The sequence below is a fragment of the Streptomyces sp. NPDC002403 genome (assembly GCF_053593015.1).
Genome location: NZ_JBSFBQ010000001.1, coordinates 398,846 through 422,089 on the forward strand (window position 1 = coordinate 398,846; position 23,244 = coordinate 422,089).

The 23,244-nt window shown below is 72.9% G+C and carries 18 protein-coding genes; 12 read left to right on the top strand and 6 right to left on the bottom strand.

The genetic code is table 11. The annotated features are described in order from the left end of the window. Positions 1–108: 108 nt before the first annotated feature. Positions 109–1,038, bottom strand: a complete 930-nt coding sequence (locus ACWCPY_RS01910) for an esterase/lipase family protein (RefSeq protein WP_451262317.1) — start codon at positions 1,036–1,038, stop codon at positions 109–111. A 328-nt stretch (positions 1,039–1,366) separates the two neighbouring features. On the opposite strand from ACWCPY_RS01910, the gene ACWCPY_RS01915 reads away from it, so the two are divergent. Further along, positions 1,367–1,780, top strand: a complete 414-nt coding sequence (locus tag ACWCPY_RS01915) for a cobalamin B12-binding domain-containing protein (protein WP_329818731.1) — start codon at positions 1,367–1,369, stop codon at positions 1,778–1,780. 46 nt (positions 1,781–1,826) lie between these two features. Here the strand turns inward: ACWCPY_RS01915 and ACWCPY_RS01920 are convergent, their stop codons facing one another. Both ACWCPY_RS01920 and ACWCPY_RS01925 read right to left on the bottom strand, forming a co-directional pair. Then, positions 1,827–3,434: a DUF5691 domain-containing protein gene (locus ACWCPY_RS01920; protein WP_451262318.1), complete on the bottom strand. Its 1,608-nt coding sequence runs from the start codon at positions 3,432–3,434 to the stop codon at positions 1,827–1,829. A 22-nt stretch (positions 3,435–3,456) separates the two neighbouring features. Further along, positions 3,457–4,866: an SWIM zinc finger family protein gene (locus ACWCPY_RS01925; protein ID WP_451262319.1), complete on the bottom strand. Its 1,410-nt coding sequence runs from the start codon at positions 4,864–4,866 to the stop codon at positions 3,457–3,459. Between the two features lie 485 nt (positions 4,867–5,351). Here ACWCPY_RS01925 and ACWCPY_RS01930 point away from each other — a divergent pair, with 485 nt between their 5' ends. The 5 genes from ACWCPY_RS01930 to sucD all read left to right on the top strand — a co-directional run bounded on the left by ACWCPY_RS01930 (position 5,352) and on the right by sucD (position 12,505). Beyond that, positions 5,352–6,464 (top strand): ATP-binding protein, encoded by a 1,113-nt coding sequence (locus tag ACWCPY_RS01930; protein ID WP_451262410.1) that lies wholly within the window; start codon positions 5,352–5,354, stop codon positions 6,462–6,464. Continuing rightward, positions 6,461–8,923: a DUF5682 family protein gene (locus ACWCPY_RS01935; protein ID WP_451262320.1), complete on the top strand. Its 2,463-nt coding sequence runs from the start codon at positions 6,461–6,463 to the stop codon at positions 8,921–8,923. Before ACWCPY_RS01930 ends, ACWCPY_RS01935 begins: the two co-directional genes overlap by 4 nt. Then, complete coding sequence (locus ACWCPY_RS01940; protein WP_451262321.1) at positions 8,920–10,176, top strand: VWA domain-containing protein; 1,257 nt, start codon at positions 8,920–8,922, stop codon at positions 10,174–10,176. The genes ACWCPY_RS01935 and ACWCPY_RS01940 overlap by 4 nt, the downstream gene beginning before the upstream one ends. 241 nt (positions 10,177–10,417) lie before the next feature. Next, on the top strand, positions 10,418–11,599 hold the full coding sequence (gene sucC, locus ACWCPY_RS01945; protein WP_072486624.1) for an ADP-forming succinate--CoA ligase subunit beta: 1,182 nt from the start codon (positions 10,418–10,420) through the stop codon (positions 11,597–11,599). Positions 11,600–11,620: 21 nt separating this feature from the next. Continuing rightward, positions 11,621–12,505, top strand: coding sequence for a succinate--CoA ligase subunit alpha (gene sucD / locus ACWCPY_RS01950; protein WP_329195357.1), 885 nt, complete (start codon positions 11,621–11,623; stop codon positions 12,503–12,505). 124 nt (positions 12,506–12,629) lie between these two features. Here sucD and ACWCPY_RS01955 read toward each other — a convergent pair whose 3' ends face one another. Next, complete coding sequence (locus ACWCPY_RS01955) at positions 12,630–13,970, bottom strand: helix-turn-helix domain-containing protein (protein WP_451262322.1); 1,341 nt, start codon at positions 13,968–13,970, stop codon at positions 12,630–12,632. A gap of 125 nt (positions 13,971–14,095) precedes the next feature. Between ACWCPY_RS01955 and ACWCPY_RS01960 the strand changes: the two genes are divergently transcribed. Beyond that, the gene (locus ACWCPY_RS01960; protein WP_451262411.1) at positions 14,096–15,679 is read left to right on the top strand and encodes a cell division protein PerM; all 1,584 of its coding nucleotides are present in this window, start codon (positions 14,096–14,098) and stop codon (positions 15,677–15,679) included. On the opposite strand, the gene ACWCPY_RS01965 is transcribed toward ACWCPY_RS01960, so the two are convergent. After that, entirely contained in the window at positions 15,669–16,574 is a 906-nt protein-coding gene (locus ACWCPY_RS01965; RefSeq protein ID WP_451262323.1) for a hypothetical protein, read from the bottom strand. The two genes, ACWCPY_RS01960 and ACWCPY_RS01965, sit on opposite strands and share 11 nt — an antisense overlap. Positions 16,575–16,893: 319 nt before the next feature. Here ACWCPY_RS01965 and purN point away from each other — a divergent pair, with 319 nt between their 5' ends. Both purN and purH read left to right on the top strand, forming a co-directional pair. Next, complete coding sequence (gene purN / locus ACWCPY_RS01970; RefSeq protein WP_451262324.1) at positions 16,894–17,550, top strand: phosphoribosylglycinamide formyltransferase; 657 nt, start codon at positions 16,894–16,896, stop codon at positions 17,548–17,550. Further along, positions 17,537–19,090: a bifunctional phosphoribosylaminoimidazolecarboxamide formyltransferase/IMP cyclohydrolase gene (gene purH, locus ACWCPY_RS01975; RefSeq protein ID WP_451262325.1), complete on the top strand. Its 1,554-nt coding sequence runs from the start codon at positions 17,537–17,539 to the stop codon at positions 19,088–19,090. Before purN ends, purH begins: the two co-directional genes overlap by 14 nt. Positions 19,091–19,159: 69 nt before the next feature. On the opposite strand, the gene ACWCPY_RS01980 is transcribed toward purH, so the two are convergent. Then, a complete protein-coding gene (locus tag ACWCPY_RS01980) occupies positions 19,160–19,924 on the bottom strand; it encodes an RDD family protein (RefSeq protein ID WP_451262326.1) in 765 nt (254 codons plus the stop codon). Positions 19,925–20,150: 226 nt separating this feature from the next. Between ACWCPY_RS01980 and ACWCPY_RS01985 the strand changes: the two genes are divergently transcribed. From ACWCPY_RS01985 to ACWCPY_RS01995, 3 genes are all read left to right on the top strand, one after another. Beyond that, complete coding sequence (locus ACWCPY_RS01985; RefSeq protein ID WP_451262328.1) at positions 20,151–21,011, top strand: bifunctional methylenetetrahydrofolate dehydrogenase/methenyltetrahydrofolate cyclohydrolase; 861 nt, start codon at positions 20,151–20,153, stop codon at positions 21,009–21,011. Positions 21,012–21,040: 29 nt separating this feature from the next. Next, a complete protein-coding gene (locus ACWCPY_RS01990) occupies positions 21,041–21,661 on the top strand; it encodes a DUF3017 domain-containing protein (protein WP_451262329.1) in 621 nt (206 codons plus the stop codon). Positions 21,662–22,192: 531 nt separating this feature from the next. Further along, on the top strand, positions 22,193–23,182 hold the full coding sequence (locus ACWCPY_RS01995) for a malate dehydrogenase (protein WP_189544219.1): 990 nt from the start codon (positions 22,193–22,195) through the stop codon (positions 23,180–23,182). Positions 23,183–23,244: the final 62 nt, after the last annotated feature.

A 23,244-nucleotide genomic window follows, 5' to 3' on the forward strand; every position in this document is an offset into this window, starting at 1 on the left:
CGACTCAGGAAACGGGCAATCGGCCGTCTTTCGACGGACTGCGCACAGAGCCTTGGCTCTATGTTCGAAACGCGTTCTATTTGTGGGGTCCCTGTCGGGCCGTGGGGCTCATGCGGCTCCCGCGGTTCCTCCGGTTTCCCCGGCTTCTCCGGTCACTCCGAATCCGGTGGCCCCGGTGGTTCCGGCCGCCGGTTCGCGGGACTCCAGCGCCTGCCGGACCGCGGCGGCGACAGCCGGATGCACCGGCAGGGCGAGATGGCCGATTCCCGTGACGCGCACGTTCTGCGCGTCGAGATCCGGATGGTCGATGCGGCCCGCCTCGGCAGGCACGATCACCCGGTCCAGCTCGCTCCAGAAGCTCACGAACCGGGTACGGCAGCCGGGCGCGGGCCTGCGCAGCTCCTCGATCGGCGCGGACCCCGTACGCATCTGCCGCACGATGGGGTGGGCGCTCGCCAGCGGGGCGACGGCCGTGCCCGCGTGCGGTGTGCCGAGGGTGACCAGGGTGCGGACCCGCTGGTCACCACCGAGTCGCTGTACGTAGTAGCGGGCGATCAGACCGCCGAGGCTGTGCCCGACGATGTCTACCTCGTGGTGTCCGGTACGTGCGCAGATCTCCTCGACATGGCGCCCGAGCAACTCTGCCGCTGTCCGGATGTCGCAGGTCAGCGGCGAGTAGTTGAGCGATTCCAGGTGGCGCCAGCCGTGCCGGGCGAGGGAGCGGCGCAGCAGGACGAAGACCGAACGGTTGTCGATGAAGCCGTGCAGCAGGACGACGGGCGGCCGTTCGTCGCCCTCGGCGGGGAGGACGGAGGCGGCGGCCGGGGCGGTGGGGGTGGCGCCGGGAGGCGTGGTGTGCGACCCGTCCGGGAGTGGCGCGGCGCGTCGTTCCCCCGTGATGCCGGTGGGGTAGAGGAGCGCGTGGCCGGCGAGGACCACCAGCTCCAGCGCGGTGGCCTTCAGCAGTGCGACCGGCAGCAGAGCGGGGCCCGGACACGCCCGGCCCAGTGGGGGCGGAAGGAAAGGCAGGACCTTCATGGCCGACCTCCTGCTTCGGCGGGCGGGGGAGGCGGCCGGGTGGTGACCGGCGCACGGTCGGCCGGTGGACCGGATGGACCGGGCAGCCGTACCACCGTGCCGTGCGGCTGACGGCGCGGTGGTACGGCGACCTCGTCGCGGCTCCCCTGGCGGCCGGTCCCGCACGGCAGGTCTGCCGCATGACGCGGGGACGGCGCCCGGTGAACATGTCCCACGTGTGATTTCCCCCTCCCCGTCCACCGCGAAACGACGGCTTGCGGGATGCTGTAGATAACGTTCGTTCACATCCCCGGCCCTTCAGGCACGGGAGAGGCATGTGGAGGCAGTGATGGGTGTGACCGGTCCGATCCGTGTGGTGGTGGCGAAGCCGGGCCTGGACGGCCATGATCGCGGGGCCAAGGTGATCGCGAGGGCGCTGCGCGATGCGGGCATGGAGGTCATCTACACCGGGCTCCACCAGACGCCCGAGCAGATCGTGGACACCGCGATCCAGGAGGACGCCGACGCGATCGGGCTCTCGATTCTCTCCGGTGCGCACAACACGCTCTTCGCCAAGGTCATCGAGCTGCTGAAGGAGCGCGAGGCGGAGGACATCAAGGTCTTCGGCGGCGGCATCATCCCGGAGGCGGACATCGCACCGCTGAAGGACCAGGGCGTCGCGGAGATCTTCACCCCGGGCGCCACGACGGTGTCGATCGTCGAGTGGGTCAACGCGAACGTCCGCCACCCGGCGGAGGCCTGACCCGCCGGGCCCGGGGCTCGTGGCTCCGGGCCCGGGGCCGGTTCCGTCAGTCCGGGATCAGCTCCGAGTCCATCGCCGCGCGCAGCCGCAGGGTGGAGACCAGCCGTTGGAAGGCCTCGGACCAGTAGCCGTTCGCGCCCGGTGAGGCGTCCTCCGGTTCGTCCGGAGTGGTGGTGAGAACCTCCAGGCGGTCCGCCTCGGCCGGGTTCAGACAGCGTTCGGCGAGACCCATCACGCCGCTGAAGCTCCAGGGATAGCTGCCCGCGTCCCGGGCGATGTCCAGGGCGTCGACGACCGCGCGGCCCAGCGGTTCGGCCCAGGGCGTCGGGCAGACCCCCAGGATCTGGAAGGCCTCCGTCAGGCCGTGCGCGGCGATGAAGCCGGCCACCCAACCGGCCCGTTCGGCCGCGGGCAGTATGCCGAGGAGCTTCGACCGCTCGGCGAGCGACGCCGTGCCGGGGCCGTTCGACGGCGGGGCGGAGGGGGTGCCGAGCAGCGCGCGGGCCCACTCGGGGTCACGCTGGCGCACCGTGGCCCGGCACCAGGCCGCGTGCAGTTCCTCGGCCCAGCCGTCCGCGACCGGAAGGGCGACGATCTCCCGCGCGGTACGGCCGGCGAACCGCGCCGGCCAGGTGGCGAGCGGCGTCGCCTCCACCAACTGACCGAGCCACCACGACCGTTCCCCCCGCCCGGACGGGGGCACCGCCACCACCCCGTCGCGCTCCATCGGGGCGTCGCATTCGTGCGGTGCCTCCACGGCGACCGAGGCCTCGTCGCCGGTGAGGTCCGGGCTCACACAGGACAGCGCGCGGGACGCCATCCGGCCGGCCAGCGCCGACCCCGGCAGCGCGGACAGCAGCTCGGCGGCGGTCGAGCGGACATTGCGGCTGCGGTCGGAGAGGGCCTGCTCCAGGAAGGGCTCGTCCAGCGGGGACAGCCCGGTGCGCAGCGAGTCGAGGAACATCAGCCGGTCCTCGGCCCGCTCGGTGCTCCAGGTGGTCGCGAGCAGCACGAGCGCTTCGGCGGGATCATGTGCCCGGACCGCCGCGAGCAGCGCGACCCGCTCGGCGAACAGACCCTCCTCCCACAGCCGGGCCACCGCTTCCGGCTCCGTCGGGCCGGGCAGCGACGAGCCGCCCGAGGAGCCGCGCAACGCGAACTTCCACTCGGGGTTCAGCCCGGCCAGCCACAGCCCGCGCGGCCCGGCGAAGACCATGGCCGACGGCCGCAGGTCCGTACGCGCCCTGGCCGCGTCGAGCAGGGCCGGCAGCAGCGCGGCCGGGGCCCGGAAGCCCTGCCGGTTGGCCGTGGCCAGCCACTGCGGGATCAGCTCCGTGAGGTCGGGAGCCGTACCGCGCCGGCCGCCCGAGCCGCCCGCCGCCGACCGGTCCGCCAGCAGCTGGGCGAGCCTGCGCCGCGCGGCCGGGGGCAGCGCCGGCCGCGGGTCGACGGGCGCCGGCTCGGGCCGGGCGGCCGGGGCTGCGGGCAGGAGGCCCGCCCTGCGCCGCACGGTGTGGAGTGCCGCCGCGTCCAGCAGTCCGGCAGGTCCGCCGTCCGCCCCGGCGGGGCGGCGGTCGGTGCCGAGCAGCGCCGTGGTGACGAGCTCTTCCCACGGGGCGGGTGCGGACGGGGCGGGTGTGATGGTGCCGGACATGGGTCCCCCTTCGAATCCGACGTCAGATGAGCGGCACGGTCCCGCACGCCACGTCGTCACCGGACCCGGCGGACCAGGCCGCGAACGGGTCGAAGCCGCGGTGGCCGCATTCACCGAAGACCGTGACCGGCGCGCCGCCGGAGAGTGCGACGAGTCTCCACAGACCGGGCCGGGACAGCGCCACCGGGGCGACGGGCAGGGCGGCCCCGCCCGCCGCGTCGGCCAGTTGCCAGCCGTCCCCCGACGGCACGGGTACGACATCGCGCAGCGCCACCGGCCAGGCGTCCAGCCAGGGGTCCTCCCGCAGGGCGTCCCCGTACGCCTCGATCGCGGCCGCCGCCGTGTCCCCAGGAGGCGGGGTGCCGGCCGGCGACGGCACCCCGAACTGCCGCCCCAGCTCCGCCCGCAGCCGACCGGCGCCCGGATAGGGCGTGAGCTCGGCGTCGAGCGTGCCGCCCACCGGCAGTGCCAACCCCGGGGAGCGTCCGGCCGCCCCGAAGGAGAGCAGCAGCGCCGTGCGGCCGGTCTCCCTCCCGTGCAGCCAGATACGGCGCGCGACGAGCTTGCCGTCCGGGGTGTCGTACTGGGCGAGGACCAGCCAGTGGTCGCGGACCGGTGGGCCCTCGGCGGGGGCCGTCAGTCCCACCCGGGTGCGGACCGTGGCGGCCAGCGGCTCCGGCAGCCGGTCGATCCCCAGCCAGGCGCTGTCCAGCAGATGCAGCAGCGCGCACTCCTCCAGCAGGCGCACCGGCCAGCCCGGACCGGATGCCGCGAGGGCACCCAACTCCCGCACACGGGCGGCCAGTCCGGGCGCCTGGGCGTCGACCATGCGGGCCGCCGTCTCCTCCCAGAGCCCGTACCCCGGCTGATCGGCCGCCGCCAGCCCCCCGCGCAGCAGATCGGCCAGCCGCTCCTCCAGCTCCAGCGCACCGCCGGTGATCCGCTCGGCGCGGCGCTCGGCCCGCCGCCGGGCGGCCTCCGGATCGGCCGGGCCCGCGGCCGAGGCGCCCTCCGCCGTGCGCTGCTCCGCTCTCTCCGCCTTCCCGGCCGACCGTTCCCGGCGGCCCGTCAGCCACTCACCGGCCCAGTCCGGCATCTCGCCCGGCGGCAGGGCCGATTCGTCCGACGCCCAGACCAGCAACAGGCCCAGTGCGTGCTTGCACGGGAACTTCCGGCTGGGGCAACTGCATGTGTAGGCGGGGCCGGTGATGTCGACCACCGTCCGGTACGGCTTGCTCCCGCTTCCCTTGCACAGCCCCCACACCGCACCCGAACCGTCGCACCCGCCGCCCGACCAGGGACCGGCCGGACCCAGCTTGCTCCCCGCCTTGCGTGACGCATCGTCGGGAGCGAGGGCCAGTACCTGCTCCACCGTCCAGCGCGCCACCGGGCCGGCGGTGCGCAGGGGTTCTCCCCCGTGAGATAGCAGCATGGGAACGACGGTAGATCGCACCACTGACAATCGCCCTGACCTGCTGTTCGGTCAGCGTGCACGCCGTCGACGAGATCTACGAGGTCACCTACGAGGTCACCGGCTCGGGTGTCGACGGGATCCAGTTCCACGGCGGCGGGGGCAAGGCCATGGGACCGGAGATCGGGGCGGTCGAGTCGCCCGCCCTGCCCCGGCGGAAGACCGTCACGCCGCGCGGGATCATGCCGCCCGCGGTCATGCCGATCGCCGTCGACGGGAACGGGGCGGACGTCTCCTGCTCGATCACGCACAGGGGCAAGGTCATCAAGGAGGCGAAGGGCGAGGGCATGCTCGCCGCGGGCGGCTGCGTGGCCGTCTCGCCGGTGGCCGGCCGAACTCCCCGTCCACAGCCCGCGGATCGGCCCCGACCCGCGGTCGGGGCCGATTGTCAGTGCCATGGTGCACGGTGGGAACCACATCGGGTCGACCGATCCGGAGGGGGATCCATGACCGTGTCCGAAACCACCGCCACCGTCGGCGTACAGGCTCTCCGGCCGCATGCCGAGGACGCCTTCGCCCATGAGCTGAAGGCCCTCGCCGCGGCCGACGACCGCCCGCGGCCCGCCCGTTGGAAGCTTTCCCCGTGGGCCGTCGCCACCTACCTGCTCGGTGGCACCCTGCCGGACGGCACCGTGATCACACCGAAGTACGTGGGTCCGCGCCGCCTCGTCGAAGTCGCCGTGACCACCCTCGCCACCGACCGGGCCCTGCTGCTCCTCGGCGTCCCGGGCACCGCCAAGACCTGGGTCTCGGAGCACCTCGCGGCCGCCGTCAGCGGCGACTCGACACTGCTCGTCCAGGGCACCGCGGGCACCCCCGAAGAGGCCGTCCGCTACGGCTGGAACTACGCGCAGCTGCTCGCGCACGGGCCCAGCCGCGACGCCCTGGTGCCCAGCCCGCTCATGCGCGCCATGTCCGACGGCATGACCGCGCGGATCGAGGAGCTCACCCGTATCCCCGCCGACGTGCAGGACTCGCTCATCACGATCCTGTCGGAGAAGACGCTCCCCGTCCCCGAACTCGGGCAGGAGGTCCAGGCGGTCCGCGGCTTCAACGTCATCGCCACCGCCAACGACCGCGACCGCGGGGTCAACGAACTCTCCAGCGCGCTGCGCCGCCGGTTCAACACCGTCGTGCTCCCGCTGCCCGCCACCCCCGACGCCGAGGTCGACATCGTGTCCCGGCGCGTCGAGCAGCTCGGGCGCTCGCTCGACCTCCCGGCCGCACCGGACGGCATGGCCGAGATCCGTCGCGTCGTCACGGTCTTCCGTGAACTGCGCGACGGAGTCACCTCCGACGGCCGCACCAAGCTCAAGTCCCCCTCGGGGACGCTGTCGACGGCCGAGGCGATCTCCGTCGTCACCAACGGCCTGGCCCTCGCGGCCCACTTCGGCGACGGGATGCTGCGCCCCGGCGACGTGGCGGCGGGCATCCTCGGCGCGGTCGTCCGCGACCCGGCGGCGGACCGCGTGGTCTGGCAGGAGTATCTGGAGACGGTGGTCCGGGAGCGGGACGGGTGGAAGGACTTCTACCGCGCCTGCCGCGAGGTGTCCGCGTGACCCGGGCCCCACGTCCCGAGGGACCGCTGCTGCTGGGGGTGCGGCATCACGGACCGGGCTCGGCCCGCGCCGTCCGCGCGGCGCTGGATGCCGCCCGTCCGCAGGCGGTGCTCGTCGAAGGGCCCCCGGAGGCGGACGCGTTGCTGCCGCTGGCCGCCGACGAGGGGATGCGGCCGCCGGTCGCGCTGCTCGCCCATGCCGTCGACGACCCGGGACAGGCGGCGTTCTGGCCGCTGGCCGCTTTCTCGCCCGAATGGGTCGCGATCCGCTGGGCCCTTGAGCACGGCGCGCCGGTCCGGTTCATCGACCTGCCCGCGGCGAACTCCCTGGCCATGACGCGGGCCGAGGAGAGCGAAGCGGACGGGGCCGGGCAGCGCACGCCCGGCGTCGACGCCCACGCCGACGCCGGTGTCGAGGGCCCGGCCGCCGGGCCGGTACCGGTCGACCCCCTCGCCGTGCTCGCCGGGGCGGCGGGCTACGACGACCCGGAGCGCTGGTGGGAGGACGTCGTCGAGCACCGCACCCAGGGCGGCGAAGCCGCCGACCCGCGGGCGCCGTTCGCCGCGCTCGCCGAGGCGATGACCGCCCTGCGCGAGGTGCACGGGGACGGCGGCCACCCCCGCGACGCCGTCCGCGAGGCGCACATGCGCATCCAACTCCGCAAGGCCGGAAAGGAGTTCGGCGACGAGGTCGCGGTCGTCTGCGGTGCCTGGCACGTACCCGCGCTCGGCACCCGGACCACCCTCGCCGCCGACCGCGCCCTGCTCAAGGGACTGCCCAAGGTCAGGGCCGAGCTGACCTGGGTGCCCTGGTCGCACCGGCGGCTCGCCCGGCACAGCGGATACGGGGCGGGGATCGACTCGCCCGGCTGGTACGGACACCTCTTCGACGCCGCGGACCGCCCGGTCGAGCGGTGGATGACGAAGGTCGCCGGACTCCTGCGCGACGAGGACCGGTTCGTCTCGTCCGCCCATGTCATCGAAGCCGTCCGGCTCGCCGAGACCCTCGCCGCGATGCGCGGCCGCCCGCTCGCCGGACTGGGCGAGACGACCGACGCGATCCGGGCCGTGATGTGCGAGGGCTCCGACGTGCCGCTCGCGCTCGTCCAGGACCGGCTGATCGTCGGCGAGACCCTCGGCCAGGTGCCGGACACCGCCCCCGCCGTCCCCCTCCAGCGCGACCTCACCCGTCGACAACGCACGCTCCGGCTCAAACCCGAGGCGCAGGAACGGGAGCTGGAGCTGGACCTGCGCAAGGACAACGACGCGGCCCGCAGCAGACTGCTCCACCGGCTGCGCGTCCTCTCCGTCGGCTGGGGCGAGCCCGCCGAAGGCCGCGCCGGCACCGGCACCTTCCGGGAGAGCTGGCGGCTGCGCTGGGAGCCCGAGCTGTACGTACAGGTCGCGGAGGCCGGGACCTGGGGCACCACCGTGCTCTCCGCGGCGACCGCCAAGGCCGGTTCCCGGGCCGCATCGGCGACCACGCTCGCCGAGGTCACCGCCCTCGCCGAGCAGTGCCTCCTCGCGGAACTGCCCGACGCGCTCCCCGTGGTGATGCGGGCCCTCGCCGACCGCGCCGCGCTCGACGCCGACGTGGGTCATCTCGCCGACGCCCTGCCCGCGCTCGCCCGCACCCTGCGCTACGGGGACGTGCGCTCCACGGACACCGCGGCACTCGGCGCGGTCGCGGCCGGGCTCGCCGAGCGGATCTGTGTCGCGCTGCCCCCTGCCTGCACCGGGCTCGACGCCGGCGGCGCCGAGGAGATGCGCGGCCGGGTGGACGGGGTCCACACCGCGATCGGCCTGCTCACCGCGGCCGTACGGACCGGTGCCAGCACGGACGCCGACGGCCCGGACACGGACGGACTGCGCGAGCGCTGGACAGCCGTACTGCACCGGCTCGCCGCCCGGGACACGGTCGCGGGGGTCGTCCGTGGGCGCGCGACGCGCCTGCTGCTCGACGACGGGCGGCTCGCGGAGGACGACGCGGCACGGCTGATGGGCCTGGCCCTGTCGCCCGGCATGCCCCCGGCCGACGCCGCGGCGTGGATCGAGGGGTTCGTCGGCGGAGCCGCCGGCGGAGGCATGCTGCTCGTCCACGACGAGCGGCTGCTCGGCCTGGTCGACGCCTGGCTCACCGGAGTGCCCGCCGAGCTCTTCGCCGACGTACTGCCCCTGCTGCGACGCACGTTCTCGGCGTACGAAGCGGGTGTCCGGCGCACCCTGGGCGAACTCGTGAGGCGGGGCCCGGCCACCGGGGGACCGGCCGCCACCGGCGCCGGCACGGCGCCCGGGACGACGGCCACCGGATTCGCCCCGGGCCTGGACGAGGCCCGGGCCCGCGCGGTCGAGCCGGTGCTGCGCCTGCTGCTCGGACTGCACAACGACCCTGACCCGGACGGCGACACCCCGCCCGGGAGAGCCGCGAACGCCGAGGAACCGCTGGGGGCCACGGGATGACCACGACCACGACCACGGGCGCCGGAACGGCCGGCGTCGCACCACTCCCGGCCCACACCCCACCGCCCACGCACACCGGCCCGCAGCCCGGCCCGGCGAACGACGAGCGGCTACGGCGGTGGCGGCTGGTCCTGGGCGCGGACGGCGCGGAGAGCACCGGCCGCACCCTCACCGGGCGCGACGCCGCGATGGACGCCGCACTGACCGCGCTCTACGGAGACGCAGGCAGGCCCGGCGGCAGGGGCAGGAACAGCCGCTCGGCCGGGCTCGGGGCCTCCGCCCCCTCCGTGGCCCGCTGGCTCGGCGACATCCGCACGTACTTCCCCGGCTCCGTCGTCCAGGTCATGCAGCGGGACGCGATCGACCGGCTCGGTCTCGCCGCGCTGCTCCTCGAACCGGAGATGCTGGAGGCGGTCGAGGCCGACGTCCACCTCGTCGGCACGCTCCTCTCGCTCAACAAGGCCATGCCCGAGACGACGAAGGAGACCGCAAGAGCGGTCGTGCGCAAGGTCGTCGAGGACCTGGAGCAGCGGCTCGCCTCCCGCACCCGGGCCACGCTCACCGGCGCCCTGGACCGCTCGGCGAGGATCAGCCGCCCCCGTCACCACGACATCGACTGGGACCGCACCATCCGGGCCAACCTCAAGAACTACCTCCCCGAGCACGGCACCGTCGTCCCCGAACGGCTCATCGGCTACGGACGGGCCGCCCGGTCGGTGAAGAAGGACGTGATCCTCTGCATCGACCAGTCGGGGTCGATGGCCGCCTCCGTCGTGTACGCCTCCGTCTTCGGCGCCGTGCTCGCGTCCATGCGGACCCTGCGGACCAGGCTCGTCGTCTTCGACACGGCGGTGGTCGACCTCACCGACCAGCTCGACGACCCGGTGGACGTGCTCTTCGGTACCCAGCTCGGCGGCGGCACCGACATCAACCGCGCACTCGCGTACTGCCAGTCGAGGATCACCCGCCCCGCCGACACGGTGGTCGTCCTCATCAGCGACCTCTACGAGGGCGGGATACGCAACGAGATGCTGAAGCGGGTCGCCGCGATGAAGGCCTCCGGCGTGCAGTTCGTGACGCTGCTCGCACTGTCCGACGAGGGCGCGCCCGCCTACGACCACGAGCACGCCGCCGCGCTCGGCGCCCTGGGCGCACCGGCCTTCGCCTGCACCCCGGACCTCTTCCCGGAGGTGATGGCTGCGGCCATCGAGAAGCGGCCGCTCCCCGTGCCGGACAAGGAGGCCCACCGCTGACACGCTGCCGTTCCGTCCACCGGCACACGGCCACCGGCGTGATCTGTGACCGTAATCACCGCTCAGGTGCGATCTCTGATTTATGGTCCTGCGGACCACGGGGATAACCTGCGAGATGGACATGCCGCGTATCCGGGGTCACCGTGTGCGCATTCCTAGTGACAGAGCAGTCACGTTGCCCCTCGCGGCACGCCCACGCAGAAAACCAACCGCGAGACCATTGATTAAGGGACGGACGCGCGTGGACCTGTTCGAGTACCAGGCGAGGGACCTCTTCGCCAAGCACGGTGTACCGGTGCTGGCCGGTGAAGTCATCGACACGCCTGAGGCAGCCCGCGAGGCGACCGAGCGACTGGGCGGCAAGTCGGTCGTCAAGGCGCAGGTGAAGGTCGGCGGCCGTGGCAAGGCCGGCGGTGTCAAGCTGGCCGCCACCCCCGACGAGGCGGTCGCCCGCGCGACCGACATCCTCGGCATGGACATCAAGGGCCACACGGTCCACAAGGTGATGATCGCCGAGACCGCGCCGGAGATCCTTGAGGAGTACTACGTCTCGTACCTCCTCGATCGCACCAACCGCACCTTCCTGGCCATGGCCTCGGTGCAGGGCGGCATGGACATCGAGGAGGTCGCGGAGAAGACCCCCGAGGCCCTCGCGAAGGTCCCGGTCAACGCCGTCGACGGCGTCGACATCGAGAAGGCCCGCGAGATCGTCGCCCAGGCGAAGTTCCCGGCCGAGGTCGCCGAGAAGGTCGCCGAGGTCCTGGTGACGCTGTGGGACACCTTCGTCGCCGAGGACGCGCTCCTCGTCGAGGTGAACCCGCTCGCCAAGGTCGCCTCCGGTGACATCCTCGCGCTCGACGGCAAGGTGTCTCTCGACGAGAACGCCGACTTCCGTCAGCCCGAGCACGAGGCCCTCGAGGACAAGGCCGCAGCCAACCCGCTCGAGGCTGCCGCCAAGGCCAAGAACCTCAACTACGTCAAGCTCGACGGCGAGGTCGGCATCATCGGCAACGGTGCCGGTCTGGTCATGTCGACCCTGGACGTCGTCGCGTACGCCGGTGAGAACCACGGCAACGTGAAGCCCGCCAACTTCCTCGACATCGGTGGCGGCGCCTCCGCCGAGGTCATGGCGAACGGCCTGGAGATCATCCTCGGCGACCCGGACGTCAAGTCCGTCTTCGTCAACGTCTTCGGTGGCATCACCGCCTGCGACGAGGTCGCCAACGGCATCGTCCAGGCGCTCGCGCTGCTCAAGTCCAAGGGCGAGGAAGTCACCAAGCCGCTGGTCGTGCGCCTCGACGGCAACAACGCGGAGCTGGGTCGCAAGATCCTCTCCGACGCCAACCACCCGCTGGTCCAGCGCGTGGACACCATGGACGGCGCGGCCGACAAGGCCGCCGAGCTCGCCGCGGCTGCGAAGTAAGGAAGAGGGACTCAGACCACCATGGCTATCTTCCTCACCAAGGACAGCAAGGTCATCGTCCAGGGCATGACCGGTGCCACGGGCATGAAGCACACCAAGCTCATGCTCGGTGACGGCACCAACATCGTCGGCGGCGTGAACCCGCGCAAGGCCGGCACCTCCGTCGACTTCGACGGCACCGAGGTACCCGTCTTCGGCTCCGTCGCCGAGGCGATGGAGAAGACCGGCGCGGACGTGTCCGTCCTCTTCGTGCCGCCGGCCTTCGCGAAGGCCGCCGTCGTCGAGGCCATCGACGCCGAGATCCCCCTCGCGGTCGTCATCACCGAGGGCATCGCCGTCCACGACTCCGCCGCCTTCTGGGCGTACGCGGGCGCGAAGGGCAACAAGACCCGGATCATCGGCCCGAACTGCCCCGGCCTGATCACCCCCGGCCAGTCCAACGCCGGCATCATCCCGGGCGACATCACCAAGCCCGGCCGCATCGGTCTCGTGTCCAAGTCCGGCACGCTGACCTACCAGATGATGTACGAGCTCCGTGACATCGGCTTCTCGTCCGCCGTCGGCATCGGTGGCGACCCGGTCATCGGTACGACGCACATCGACGCCCTCGCGGCGTTCGAGGCCGACCCCGAGACGGACCTGATTGTGATGATCGGCGAGATCGGCGGCGACGCCGAGGAGCGCGCGGCCGACTTCATCAAGGCCAACGTCACCAAGCCGGTCGTCGGCTACGTCGCGGGCTTCACCGCCCCCGAGGGCAAGACCATGGGCCACGCCGGCGCCATCGTCTCCGGCTCCTCCGGCACCGCCCAGGCGAAGAAGGAGGCCCTCGAGGCCGCCGGCGTCAAGGTCGGCAAGACGCCGACCGAGACCGCCAAGCTGGCCCGCGAGATCCTCGGCGCCTGATCGCTCCGCCACACCGGAGCGGCACCGCTGTATCGCGTCACCGCACAGACGGCGCGGGCCCGTACCCGATCAAGGGGTACGGGCCCGCGCCGTTTCGGTGTCTCCGAGACGTCGCCGGAGCGGCTCAGCCCACCCCGGGGACCAGCCGTGCCGGGCCCCGTACGAGCTCGCCGTGGAGGTTCTTCCGCAACTTCAGGTCCCGCGGCGTCAGCTTCTGCGGACCGCCGCGCGGCGGTACCCCGCCGACCTGCTGGGCGGGCGACTCCGGGGTCTCGTAACGGGTCGCGGCCGTACCCAGCGTGAAGAGCGTCAGCCCGATGATCAGCACGGTGAAGGAGATGGCGGCCCGGGTCCACAGCTGGGCCTTGCGCTCGCTGTCCGTGCGGACCGTGACGGGCGGGGGCAGCGAGTCGGAGGACTGGGCCAGGGCGAGCGCGCCCAGCCGCTCGTTCAGGAGCGCCGACTGCTCGGCGGGCGAGGAGGGCTCCGCCAGCTCGGGCAGCCGCTCGGCGACCGCGGCGCGGGCGTTCATCAGCCGGCCCGCCGCCGCCGGGGTGCTCGCCTCCGTCTCCGCCGCGGTCTCCGGCAGATCCAGGCCGACACCGTCGTAGAGCAGCAGGGTGGCCCGGTACGAGGGCGGCAGGGCGAGCAGCGCGTCGAGCAGGGCGCGCGGACCGGGCTCCGCCGGTGGCGGGTCCAGCCGGCGGTGGGTGCGGCGCAGGCGGTGCCACGGCGACATGGCGTACTCGTACGCGGCGGCCCGCACCCAGCCGACCGGGTCCCGGTCCACCGCGACCTCGGGCCAGCGCTCCCAGGCCAGCGCGAAGGCCCGTGCGACGGACTCCCGGGAGAGGTTCCGGCGTCCGGTCAGCAGAAACGTCTGCTGGAAAAGGGCCGCGGCGCAGTGCCTGTACAGGGCATCGAACACCTCGGCGGGAGAGGGCCCGGCTTCGGCCCCGGGGGCCGGTCCGGGCGTCGCTGATACGCCGTTGGAGGTGGGGGCCGGTCCGGGCGTCGCGGACGGGCCGGGCGGATCGGGGGTGGTGCCGGGCTCGGTCGGGGCCATGGCGGTGCTCCCGGTGGCTTCGACGGGGGGCGGCGCCGGCGGTTTCGTGGACGTCACAGGCTTGGACAGCCTGGCGATCGTCGTCGGCGCCGCCGGGCGGGCCGCACGTTTGGCGGCGGCCTTCGGCCGGGTGTTCGCAGCGGCCGGTTTGGTCCGGGCGCTCGGCGGCGTGGCCTGCGGGCTCGGCCGGCCGCCACTGATCAGCCTGGCGTATGCCTCACGTTTCCGCCCCCGGGGAGTGGTGCGGCCGGTCTCCCAGGACCGGACCGTGGCGCGGGTGACGCCCACCACCGTCGCGACCTGCTCTTCACTCAGTGACTTCGCCTCACGCAGTCTGCGTCGCTCCTTGGGGGAGGGGAGCGGGCGGGCGGAGGCCGTATCGGTCGGGCCCTGTGTCATGACGGACCCCCCGCAGGGCTGCACCGGGTAGAAAAGTACATAAGCGTATATTGAGCGACACAGCGGCCATTTGCCTGTTACGCGGAAAAAGCGCGTGTCGTTGGGAACATGGCCCGGTGACCCAAGTGACCGAAGGCAACCCGTCGTTGTCGGCGGAGCAGGGCCGGTCCGCCGTGCTGGCCCTCGCTCTTCTGCGTGGAGCGGTTGCGGCCGGGCTCGGACTGGCCTCCGTCGTCGTTCTCGTCCTGGTGCTGTGGATCAGTTCCCCGGCCTCCGACAGCAACCCCGGCAGCGCGCTCCACGCGGCGGCCGGGCTCTGGCTGCTCGCCCACGGCGCCGAGCTGATCAGGACCGACACGCTCAGTGGGGTCCCTGCCCCGGTGGGCCTCGTTCCGCTGCTGCTCGCCGTGGTCCCGGTGCGGCTGGCGCACCGGGCGGCCCGGGACGTCCTGGTGCCGGAAGAGGGGCGCCCGGCGCTTTCGGCGGTGGGTGCGTTCGTCATGGTCGTCAGTGGATATCTGCTGGTCGGGGCGGTTGTCGCGTACTGCGTGCGGGACGGCTCGCCGGCCGTGCACCCGCTGTCGCTGCTCTTCCCCTCGGCCGTTGTGGTGGCGGGTGCGGCGGCGGCCGGGGTCTGGACGGCGGCCGGGCGGCCGGTCGGCCCGCCGCCTTCCTGGGCGCCGGTGCGCCTGCACGAGGCGCTGGCGCACCGCCGGTTCAGGGAGCGCGCGGGAACGGTGTGGCGGTCGGCGGCGGCCGGGGTGGCGGTGCTGCTAGGCGGCGGGGCGCTGCTCGTCGCGGTGGCGCTGATGTGGCACGCGCACTCCGCCCAGCAGTCGTTCGTCCAGCTCTCGGGCGACTGGGCGGGCCGGGTCGCGGTGCTCCTGCTCGCGCTGGTGCTGGTGCCGAACGCGGCGGTATGGGGCGCGGCGTACGGGCTGGGGCCGGGTTTCGCCCTCGGTACGGCGTCCACGGTCACCCCGGTCGCCTTCGCGGGGCGTCCGGCGCTGCCCCGCTTCCCGTTGCTGGCCGCGGTGCCCGCCGAGGGCCCGGGAACGGTCCTGAACTGGTCGGCCGTCGCGGTGCCGGTCGCGGCCGGGGTGACGGTCGCCTGGTTCACGGTGCGGCGGGCCGCGCCCCCGCACACCGCACGCGAGGAGGCGTGGAGCCTGCGGGAGACCGCGCTGGCTGCCGCCCTCGCCGCGGTGGGGTGCGGGGCCGGTACGGCGGTGCTGGCGGCGGCGGCCGGGGGGCCGCTCGGCACCCGGGCGCTGGCGGAGTTCGGGCCGGTGTGGTGGCTCACCGGCGCGGCGGCGCTGGTGTGGACGGCGCTCGTCGGCGTCCCCGCGGCGCTGCTGCTCCGGGCCTGGCGGCTGCGGGAGCCCGACGGGGGCGTGTGGTGGCGGCGGGCGGACGCGGTGCCGGCGGAGGGGGCCGGGGCGGCGAGCGTCGCCGGGGTTCCGCGCACGGCGTCGGGGATGGGCGTGAAGCCGGAGCGGGCGCCGGGAGGCGGTCCCGCGCCCCTGCCCGTGGCCTCCCCGGCGACCGGTGCCCCGGCGCCACCCGTGCCGCCCGCCGCCCGTATGACCGCGCCGGACGGGGACGAGGACTTCGCGCCGTACGACTTCCTGCCGACCGGCCCCTGGAACGAGCGGACGGCCCGGCCGGAGGAGGCCGGGCCGTCCGGGACGAAGGGTCCTAGTTCTTGACGCCGAAGAACGGCTCCAGCGGCTTCGGCAGCTGGTCGTTGCAGGCCACCTGGCCGGCCTTGGTCAGGGCGTCGTTCACGCAGGTGTAGTAGTCGCGGTAGACCAGCTGCACCGTGAACGTCGTCGCGACGATCGAGAGCGCCAGCAGCGCCGTCACCAGGCCGCTGACCGCGGCCGTGGTCTGCTGCCGGCCGCCGGTCGGGGCGGCGGGCGCGGATCCGGGCGCCGGAGCGGAACCGGAGGCCCGTGCCGGGCCCGACGCCTGTCCGGCGCCCTCGCGCGCCCCCTCGGACGCGCCCTTCGGCTTGGCGCGGAGCGAGCTGATCGCCCAGTACACGGCGAGTGCGCCGAGCAGCAGGGCGATCTCGGGGAAGTCGAAGAGCGCGAAGAAGAAGGCCCACATGCCGGAGAGCAGCGCGTAGCGCGCGCGGCGCTGTGCGGGGTCGGTGGGGTCCCAGCGCAGCCCGCCGGGGCTGCCCTCGGGGCCGCCCTGGCCGTTCTGCCCGCCCTGGCCCCCGGGCCGGCCGCCGAAGCCGCCGCTCTGGCGACCGGGCTGCCGGCTGCTCCACTGGCCGCCCCGGGCCGGCCGGTCGTCGGAGGAGCCGCCCTCGGGGGATCCGTCGCCGTTCCCCTGGCCGTTCCCGTCGCCCTGGCCGTTCCCGTTCCCGGTGTTCGCGGGGCGGCGGGGCTGCCAGGGCTGGTCGGGCCGGTTCTCGGGCGGCGCGGCGAACGGGTTGTCGTCCGCCCGGCCGGAGGAGCCCGGCGCACCGGACGAGCCGGCGGCGGAGGAAGAAGAGGAGGAGGGGCCCGTGGGGGACTGGCGTTCTCGCATCAGCAGGGAGGTCCGCTCGGGCAGCGGCTGGCGGAAGGCGGTGCGGTGGCGTCGGTCCGGCATGTGGTGAACGTCTTCCCCATCTCGTCATTTCCGCCCTGCGGACGGTTCGCTGTCCCCTGACGCTACCTCCCGGTCAGGAGGGGCCGAAAGCTGGGAGCGGGGCCCGAACGGCCGATATCCGTCACCCGGGCCCGCTCCCTCTCCCCGGAGCCGGGCCACCGGACGCCCACCCCCGTCCCGTGGGAGTCCGCCGAGGTGCCGGTATCGTTGCTGACGGTCGGCCTGTTCGTAGAGTTCCCCGTATCGAGGGGCTCAGTTCTTTCGTACGACCATACAAATCAGCGTCGCTCTGCTTCACCACGCGAGAAAGGGCCCAGCCGTGGCCGCCCCGCCCCCCTCCACCGCCCCGGCACGCCTGGTCGTGCTGGTCTCCGGTTCGGGTACGAACCTTCAAGCCCTGCTCGACGCCATCGGTGACGACCCCGAGGGCTTCGGCGCGCGGATCGTCGCGGTCGGCGCCGACCGCTCCGGCATCGCAGGCCTGGAACGGGCGGAGCGCGCCGGACTGCCGACCTTCGTGTGCAGGGTCAAGGACCACGCCACCCGCGAGGAGTGGGACGCCGCACTCGCGGCGGAGGTGGCCGGGTACCGCCCTGACCTCGTGGTGTCCGCGGGGTTCATGAAGATCGTGGGCAAGGAGTTCCTCGCCCGGTTCGGCGGCCGGTTCATCAACACCCACCCCGCCCTGCTCCCCAGCTTTCCCGGTGCCCACGGGGTGCGTGACGCACTCGCGTACGGCGTGAAGGTCACCGGGTGCACCGTCCACTTCGTCGACGACGGCGTCGACACCGGTCCGATCATCGCGCAGGGCGTGGTCGAGGTGACCGAGGAGGACACGGCGGAGGGCGAAGCCGCTCTCCACGAACGCATCAAGGAAATCGAGCGCAAGCTGCTCGTCGAGGCCGTGGGGCGGCTCGCCCGCGACGGCTATCGCATTGAGGGACGAAAGGTTCATCTCGGTCATGTCGGTGAATAAGCCCATCCGTCGCGCCCTGGTCAGTGTCTACGACAAGACGGGGCTGGAGGACCTCGCCCGCGGTCTGCACGAGGCGGGTGTCGAGCTCGTCTCCACCGGCTCCACCGCCGGACGGATCGCCGCCGCCGGAGTCCCGGTCACCAAGGTCGAGGAGCTCACCGGCTTCCCCGAGTGCCTCGACGGCCGCGTCAAGACGCTACACCCGCGCGTCCACGCAGGCATCCTCGCCGACCTCCGCCTGGACACCCATCGCGAGCAGCTCGCCGAGCTGGGCGTGGAGCCGTTCGACCTGGTGGTCGTCAACCTCTACCCGTTCAAGGAGACCGTCGCCTCCGGCGCCTCCGCCGACGAGTGCGTGGAGCAGATCGACATCGGCGGCCCGTCCATGGTCCGCGCCGCCGCCAAGAACCACCCGTCCGTAGCCGTCGTCACCAGCCCGGAGCGGTACGCCGACGTCCTCGCCGCGGTCAAGGCGGGTGGCTTCGACCTGACCGCCCGCAAGCGCCTGGCCGCCGAGGCGTTCCAGCACACCGCCGCGTACGACGTGGCCGTGGCCTCCTGGTTCGCCGACGACTACGCAGCCGCCGACGACTCGGGCTTCCCCGACTTCTTCGGTACGACGTACGAGCGCAAGAACGTCCTGCGCTACGGCGAGAACCCGCACCAGCCCGCCGCGCTCTACACCTCCGGCGCCGGCGGCCTGGCCGAGGCGGAGCAGCTGCACGGCAAGGAGATGTCGTACAACAACTACACGGACACCGACGCCGCGCGCCGGGCCGCGTACGACCACGCCGAGCCGTGCGTCGCGATCATCAAGCACGCCAACCCGTGCGGTATCGCGATCGCCGACGACGTCGCCGAGGCCCACCGCAACGCGCACGCCTGCGACCCGCTGTCGGCCTTCGGCGGTGTCATCGCCGTCAACCGTCCGGTGACCGTCGCCATGGCCGAGCAGGTCGCGGAGATCTTCACCGAGGTCATCGTCGCCCCGGCGTACGAGGACGGCGCGGTCGAGATCCTGGCACGCAAGAAGAACATCCGCGTGCTGCGCTGCCCCGACGCCCCGACCGCCCCGGTCGAGGTCAAGCCGATCGACGGCGGCGCGCTGCTCCAGGTCACCGACCGCCTCCAGGCCGAGGGCGACGACCCGGCCAACTGGACCCTCGCCACCGGTGAGGCCCTGGCCGCGGACGAGCTGAAGGAGCTCGCCTTCGCGTGGAAGGCCTGCCGCGCGGTCAAGTCCAACGCGATCCTGCTCGCCAAGGACGGCGCCTCGGTCGGCGTCGGCATGGGCCAGGTCAACCGCGTCGACTCCGCGAAGCTGGCCGTCGAGCGGGCGGGCGAGGAGCGCGCCCGCGGTGCGTACGCCGCCTCCGACGCGTTCTTCCCGTTCCCGGACGGGCTGGAGATCCTGACCGCCGCGGGTGTCAAGGCCGTGGTCCAGCCGGGCGGTTCGGTCCGTGACGAGCTGGTCGTCGAGGCCGCGAAGAAGGCGGGCGTGACGATGTACTTCACGGGCACGCGCCACTTCTTCCACTGACGGTTCCTCAGCACGAAGGGCCGGAACTCCGCGAGGAGTTCCGGCCCTTCGTGTCGTGCGCGGTGCGTGTTACTTCTTGATCACCAGGGTGCCGGCGGCACGGTCGTGCCAGCCCTGCAGCTTCCCGGAGTTGTCGAAGAACGGCGAGAGGTAGACCAGCAGCGCACCGATGTAGCAGATGAACACGCCGACGATCGGGATGATCCAGCGGATGAAGCCGGCGCCGAGGCCCGGGTTCAGGCCGGTGTTCTCCTTGACGACCTTCACGCCGAGGGCCATCTTGCCGAGGGTCGAGCCGAGCAGCGAGATCATCAGCCACTCGTAGAGCAGCGTGATCAGACCGAAGATCAGGATCATGCCGAGCATGGTGGCGATGATGCCGCTGCTCGCGTCGTTCACGCAGGACTGGTAGCCCGGGTCCAGGGAGGAGCCGCAGTCGTCGACGCTCTTGGCTATGCCCATCGCACCGGCCAGGCCGATCGCGCTGAGGATGCCGTAGAGGACACCGATGACCGCAGCGTCGATACAGCGTGCGCCGAGGCGGCGGCCCATCGAGGCGACCTGGACGGTGCCCAGGACCGGGACGTTGATGTACCCGTTGTTGGCCTGGAGGGTGCCCGGCGCCTGCTGCGGGTAGCCGTAACCCGGCTGGCCCGGCTGCTGGCCCGGCTGCTGCGGGTAGCCGTAGCCCGGCTGACCCTGCGGCGGCACGCCCTGCGGGGCCTGCTGCGGGTAGCCGTAACCGGGCTGGCCCTGCGGCGGCTGGTTCGGCTGCTGGCCCGGCTGCTGGCCGTAGGGGTTGTTCGGATTCGGGTTCGGGTCGCCGAAACTCATCTGGGCGTTCCTCCAACGTGCATGCGGGGACGATGCGGCCGCACGGAGGAAAGAAAGGTCAGTGGTCCGCCCCCCGGGTACTACTGCGGCACTGCGGCAATAATCGTTATAAACGAAATGTAAGTTTGTCCAGTCGTGACCGTTGCTTGTTGCGCAAGTGCAACATCGCGCCACCGCCTGCGGCCTGAATTGGTACGCGGGCGGGGTCATCCGCGAGGATGGGGGCATGACTGCCCAGATTCTCGATGGCAAGGCCACCGCAGCCGCGATCAAGTCCGATCTCACCGTCCGCGTGGCGGCCCTCAAGGCACGGGGCATCACCCCTGGCCTGGGAACCCTGCTCGTCGGGGACGACCCGGGCAGCCGGTGGTACGTGAACGGCAAGCACCGCGACTGCGCGCAGGTCGGCATCGGCTCCATCCAGCGCGAACTCCCCGACACCGCCACCCAGGAGGAGATCGAGGAGGTCGTACGGGAGCTGAACGCCGACCCCGACTGCACGGGGTACATCGTGCAGCTTCCCCTTCCCAAGGGGATCGACACCAACCGCGTCCTGGAGCTGATGGATCCGGCCAAGGACGCCGACGGCCTCCACCCGATGAACCTCGGCCGGCTCGTGCTGAACGAGACGGGCCCGCTGCCCTGCACCCCGCAGGGTGTCGTCCAGCTGCTCCGCCACCACGACGTGGAGATCAACGGGGCGCATGTCGTGGTCGTCGGCCGCGGTGTCACCATCGGCCGCTCGATCCCGCTGCTGCTGACCCGCAAGTCCGAGAACGCCACCGTCACCCAGTGCCACACCGGTACGCGTGACCTCTCCGCCCACCTCAAGCAGGCCGACATCATCGTCGCCGCCGCCGGGGTGCCGCACATCATCAAGCCCGAAGACGTGAAGCCGGGCGCCGCCGTGCTCGACGTCGGTGTCAGCCGGGACGAGAACGGCAAGATCGTCGGGGACGTCCACCCGGGCGTGGCCGAGGTCGCAGCCTGGATCTCCCCGAACCCGGGCGGTGTCGGCCCGATGACCCGCGCCCAGCTGCTCGTCAACGTGGTCGAGGCGGCCGAGCGCAACGCCGCCGCCGTCTGAGCCGGCCGACCCGATCCGGAGGGAACCCCATGGGTGCTGGTACGAGTCCGGTCGACCCGGCCGCCGAGGCGGACGGCACGTCCGCGGTGCCGTCACGCGCGGACGAGGGGACGTCGGACGAGGGGGCATCGGGCGCGAGGGCGTCGGACGAGTCGACGGCCGGCAAGGGGGCGGCGGACGACGCCGCACCGGGCCCGGACACGGCCGCGTCCGGTGACGGAGCCGCGGGCGGGCCGGTGCCCGGCGGCAAGCGGCCGTCGCGGCGCTTTCCGTCGTTCACCCGGGACACCGCGCGCCCCGAGGGCGGCGGCCGGGCCGCGTCCGGGGACGCACCCGCCCCGGCCCGTCAGTGGCCGCTGCTGGCCGTGCTCTGCACGGCCGGGATCGGGCTGCTGATCGTGGCGGTCGACCCGTTCGCCGAGGCCTTCAGGATCGGCACGATGCTGATCGGCGTCGCCCTCATCGGCGGCGCCGTGCTGCGGCTCGTGGTGCCGTCGGTGGGCATGCTGGCGGTGCGCTCGCGCTTCACGGACCTGGTGACGTACGGACTGCTCGGCTTTCTCATCGTGATGCTCGCGCTGGTGGCGCAGCCCAAGCCGTGGCTGGACATTCCGTTCCTGGAGCACGCGGTCCACTTCACCATCCGCTGAGCCCCGCCGGTACGGCCGGCCGCACCACGCGGAAGCGGTGCCCGTCCCCTCCCCCGAGAAGGGACGGACACCGGTGTTCGGGGCCCACCGGAACGTAGACGCCCCGGAATGCGGTGACTTGAGCGGCCTTGCCCCGTCCGGAGTTCAGCCTGGTCGACGGGTGGGGCCGGTTCAAGCGATGCCTGTGGCCTGTGGCACGGAAGTGACCATTCCGCCACTGTGTGATCGTCAGGCAACGGAGAGCCGGGCCGAGGGCGGAGCAGGGGGCGTGCGGCGGTGCCGCTGACCGGCCCGGGGCGCCGACGGCGGGCCGTGCGGGCGCCGTCGCCGGGCTGCCGCCTCCCGGGTGACCGGGGTTCGGCCGGGTGAGCGCTGTGTGACGGGTTGTGTGCGGTGCCACAGGGGGCAGGGCGGCCGGGGTGTTCCGGGTCGGATAGCCTGACCGCTGGATATCTCTTCACATCAAGATTCAGGGATGTCCAGCACCAGGGGCCAGGAACCCCCACCGCCAGCTGTCTAACGGAGATCGCCATGACCCGCACTCCCGTGAATGTCACCGTGACCGGCGCAGCCGGCCAGATCGGCTACGCGCTGCTCTTCCGCATCGCCTCCGGCCACCTGCTCGGCCCGGACGTGCCGGTCAACCTGCGTCTCCTGGAGATCCCGCAGGGCCTGAAGGCCGCCGAGGGCACCGCGATGGAGCTCGACGACTGCGCCTTCCCGCTGCTGCGCGGCATCGAGATCACCGACGACGCCAACAAGGCGTTCGACGGTGCCAACGTCGCCCTGCTGGTCGGCGCCCGCCCGCGTACGAAGGGCATGGAGCGCGGCGACCTGCTCTCCGCCAACGGCGGCATCTTCAAGCCGCAGGGCAAGGCCATCAACGACAACGCCGCGGACGACATCAAGGTCCTCGTCGTCGGCAACCCGGCCAACACCAACGCGCTCATCGCGCAGGCCGCGGCCCCGGACGTACCGGCCGAGCGCTTCACCGCGATGACCCGCCTCGACCACAACCGCGCGATCTCGCAGCTGGCCGCCAAGACCGGCGCCGCCGTCTCCGACATCAAGAAGCTGACGATCTGGGGCAACCACTCGGCGACCCAGTACCCCGACATCTTCCACGCGGAGATCGCCGGCAAGAACGCCGCCGAGCTCGTCAACGACGAGGCCTGGCTGGCCGACACCTTCATCCCGACCGTCGCCAAGCGCGGCGCCGCGATCATCGAGGCCCGTGGCGCGTCCTCGGCCGCCTCCGCCGCCAACGCCGCCATCGACCACGTGCACACCTGGGTCAACGGCACCGCCGCGGGCGACTGGACCTCCATGGGTATCCCCTCGGACGGCTCCTACGGCGTGCCCGAGGGCATCATCTCCTCCTTCCCGGTCACCACGAAGGACGGCAAGTACGAGATCGTCCAGGGCCTGGAGATCAACGACTTCTCCCGTGCGCGCATCGACGCCTCGGTGAAGGAGCTCACCGAGGAGCGCGACGCGGTTCGCGAGCTCGGCCTGATCTGATCCGTACGCCTCTCCACGCGTACCCCGGCCGCCCCCGGCAGCACCCGCTGCCGGGGGCGGCC

Excerpts from the sequence above, each read along its gene's own strand:
- ACWCPY_RS01910 (WP_451262317.1), bottom strand. The coding sequence starts at position 1,038 with ATGAAGGTCCTGCCTTTCCTTCCGCCCCCACTGGGCCGGGCGTGTCCG.
- ACWCPY_RS01915 (WP_329818731.1), top strand. The coding sequence starts at position 1,367 with ATGGGTGTGACCGGTCCGATCCGTGTGGTGGTGGCGAAGCCGGGCCTG.
- ACWCPY_RS01920 (WP_451262318.1), bottom strand. The coding sequence starts at position 3,434 with ATGTCCGGCACCATCACACCCGCCCCGTCCGCACCCGCCCCGTGGGAA.
- ACWCPY_RS01925 (WP_451262319.1), bottom strand. The coding sequence starts at position 4,866 with ATGCTGCTATCTCACGGGGGAGAACCCCTGCGCACCGCCGGCCCGGTG.
- ACWCPY_RS01930 (WP_451262410.1), top strand. The coding sequence starts at position 5,352 with ATGACCGTGTCCGAAACCACCGCCACCGTCGGCGTACAGGCTCTCCGG.
- ACWCPY_RS01940 (WP_451262321.1), top strand. The coding sequence starts at position 8,920 with ATGACCACGACCACGACCACGGGCGCCGGAACGGCCGGCGTCGCACCA.
- sucD (WP_329195357.1), top strand. The coding sequence starts at position 11,621 with ATGGCTATCTTCCTCACCAAGGACAGCAAGGTCATCGTCCAGGGCATG.
- ACWCPY_RS01955 (WP_451262322.1), bottom strand. The coding sequence starts at position 13,970 with ATGACACAGGGCCCGACCGATACGGCCTCCGCCCGCCCGCTCCCCTCC.
- ACWCPY_RS01965 (WP_451262323.1), bottom strand. The coding sequence starts at position 16,574 with ATGCCGGACCGACGCCACCGCACCGCCTTCCGCCAGCCGCTGCCCGAG.
- purH (WP_451262325.1), top strand. The coding sequence starts at position 17,537 with ATGTCGGTGAATAAGCCCATCCGTCGCGCCCTGGTCAGTGTCTACGAC.
- ACWCPY_RS01980 (WP_451262326.1), bottom strand. The coding sequence starts at position 19,924 with ATGAGTTTCGGCGACCCGAACCCGAATCCGAACAACCCCTACGGCCAG.
- ACWCPY_RS01985 (WP_451262328.1), top strand. The coding sequence starts at position 20,151 with ATGACTGCCCAGATTCTCGATGGCAAGGCCACCGCAGCCGCGATCAAG.
- ACWCPY_RS01990 (WP_451262329.1), top strand. The coding sequence starts at position 21,041 with ATGGGTGCTGGTACGAGTCCGGTCGACCCGGCCGCCGAGGCGGACGGC.
- ACWCPY_RS01995 (WP_189544219.1), top strand. The coding sequence starts at position 22,193 with ATGACCCGCACTCCCGTGAATGTCACCGTGACCGGCGCAGCCGGCCAG.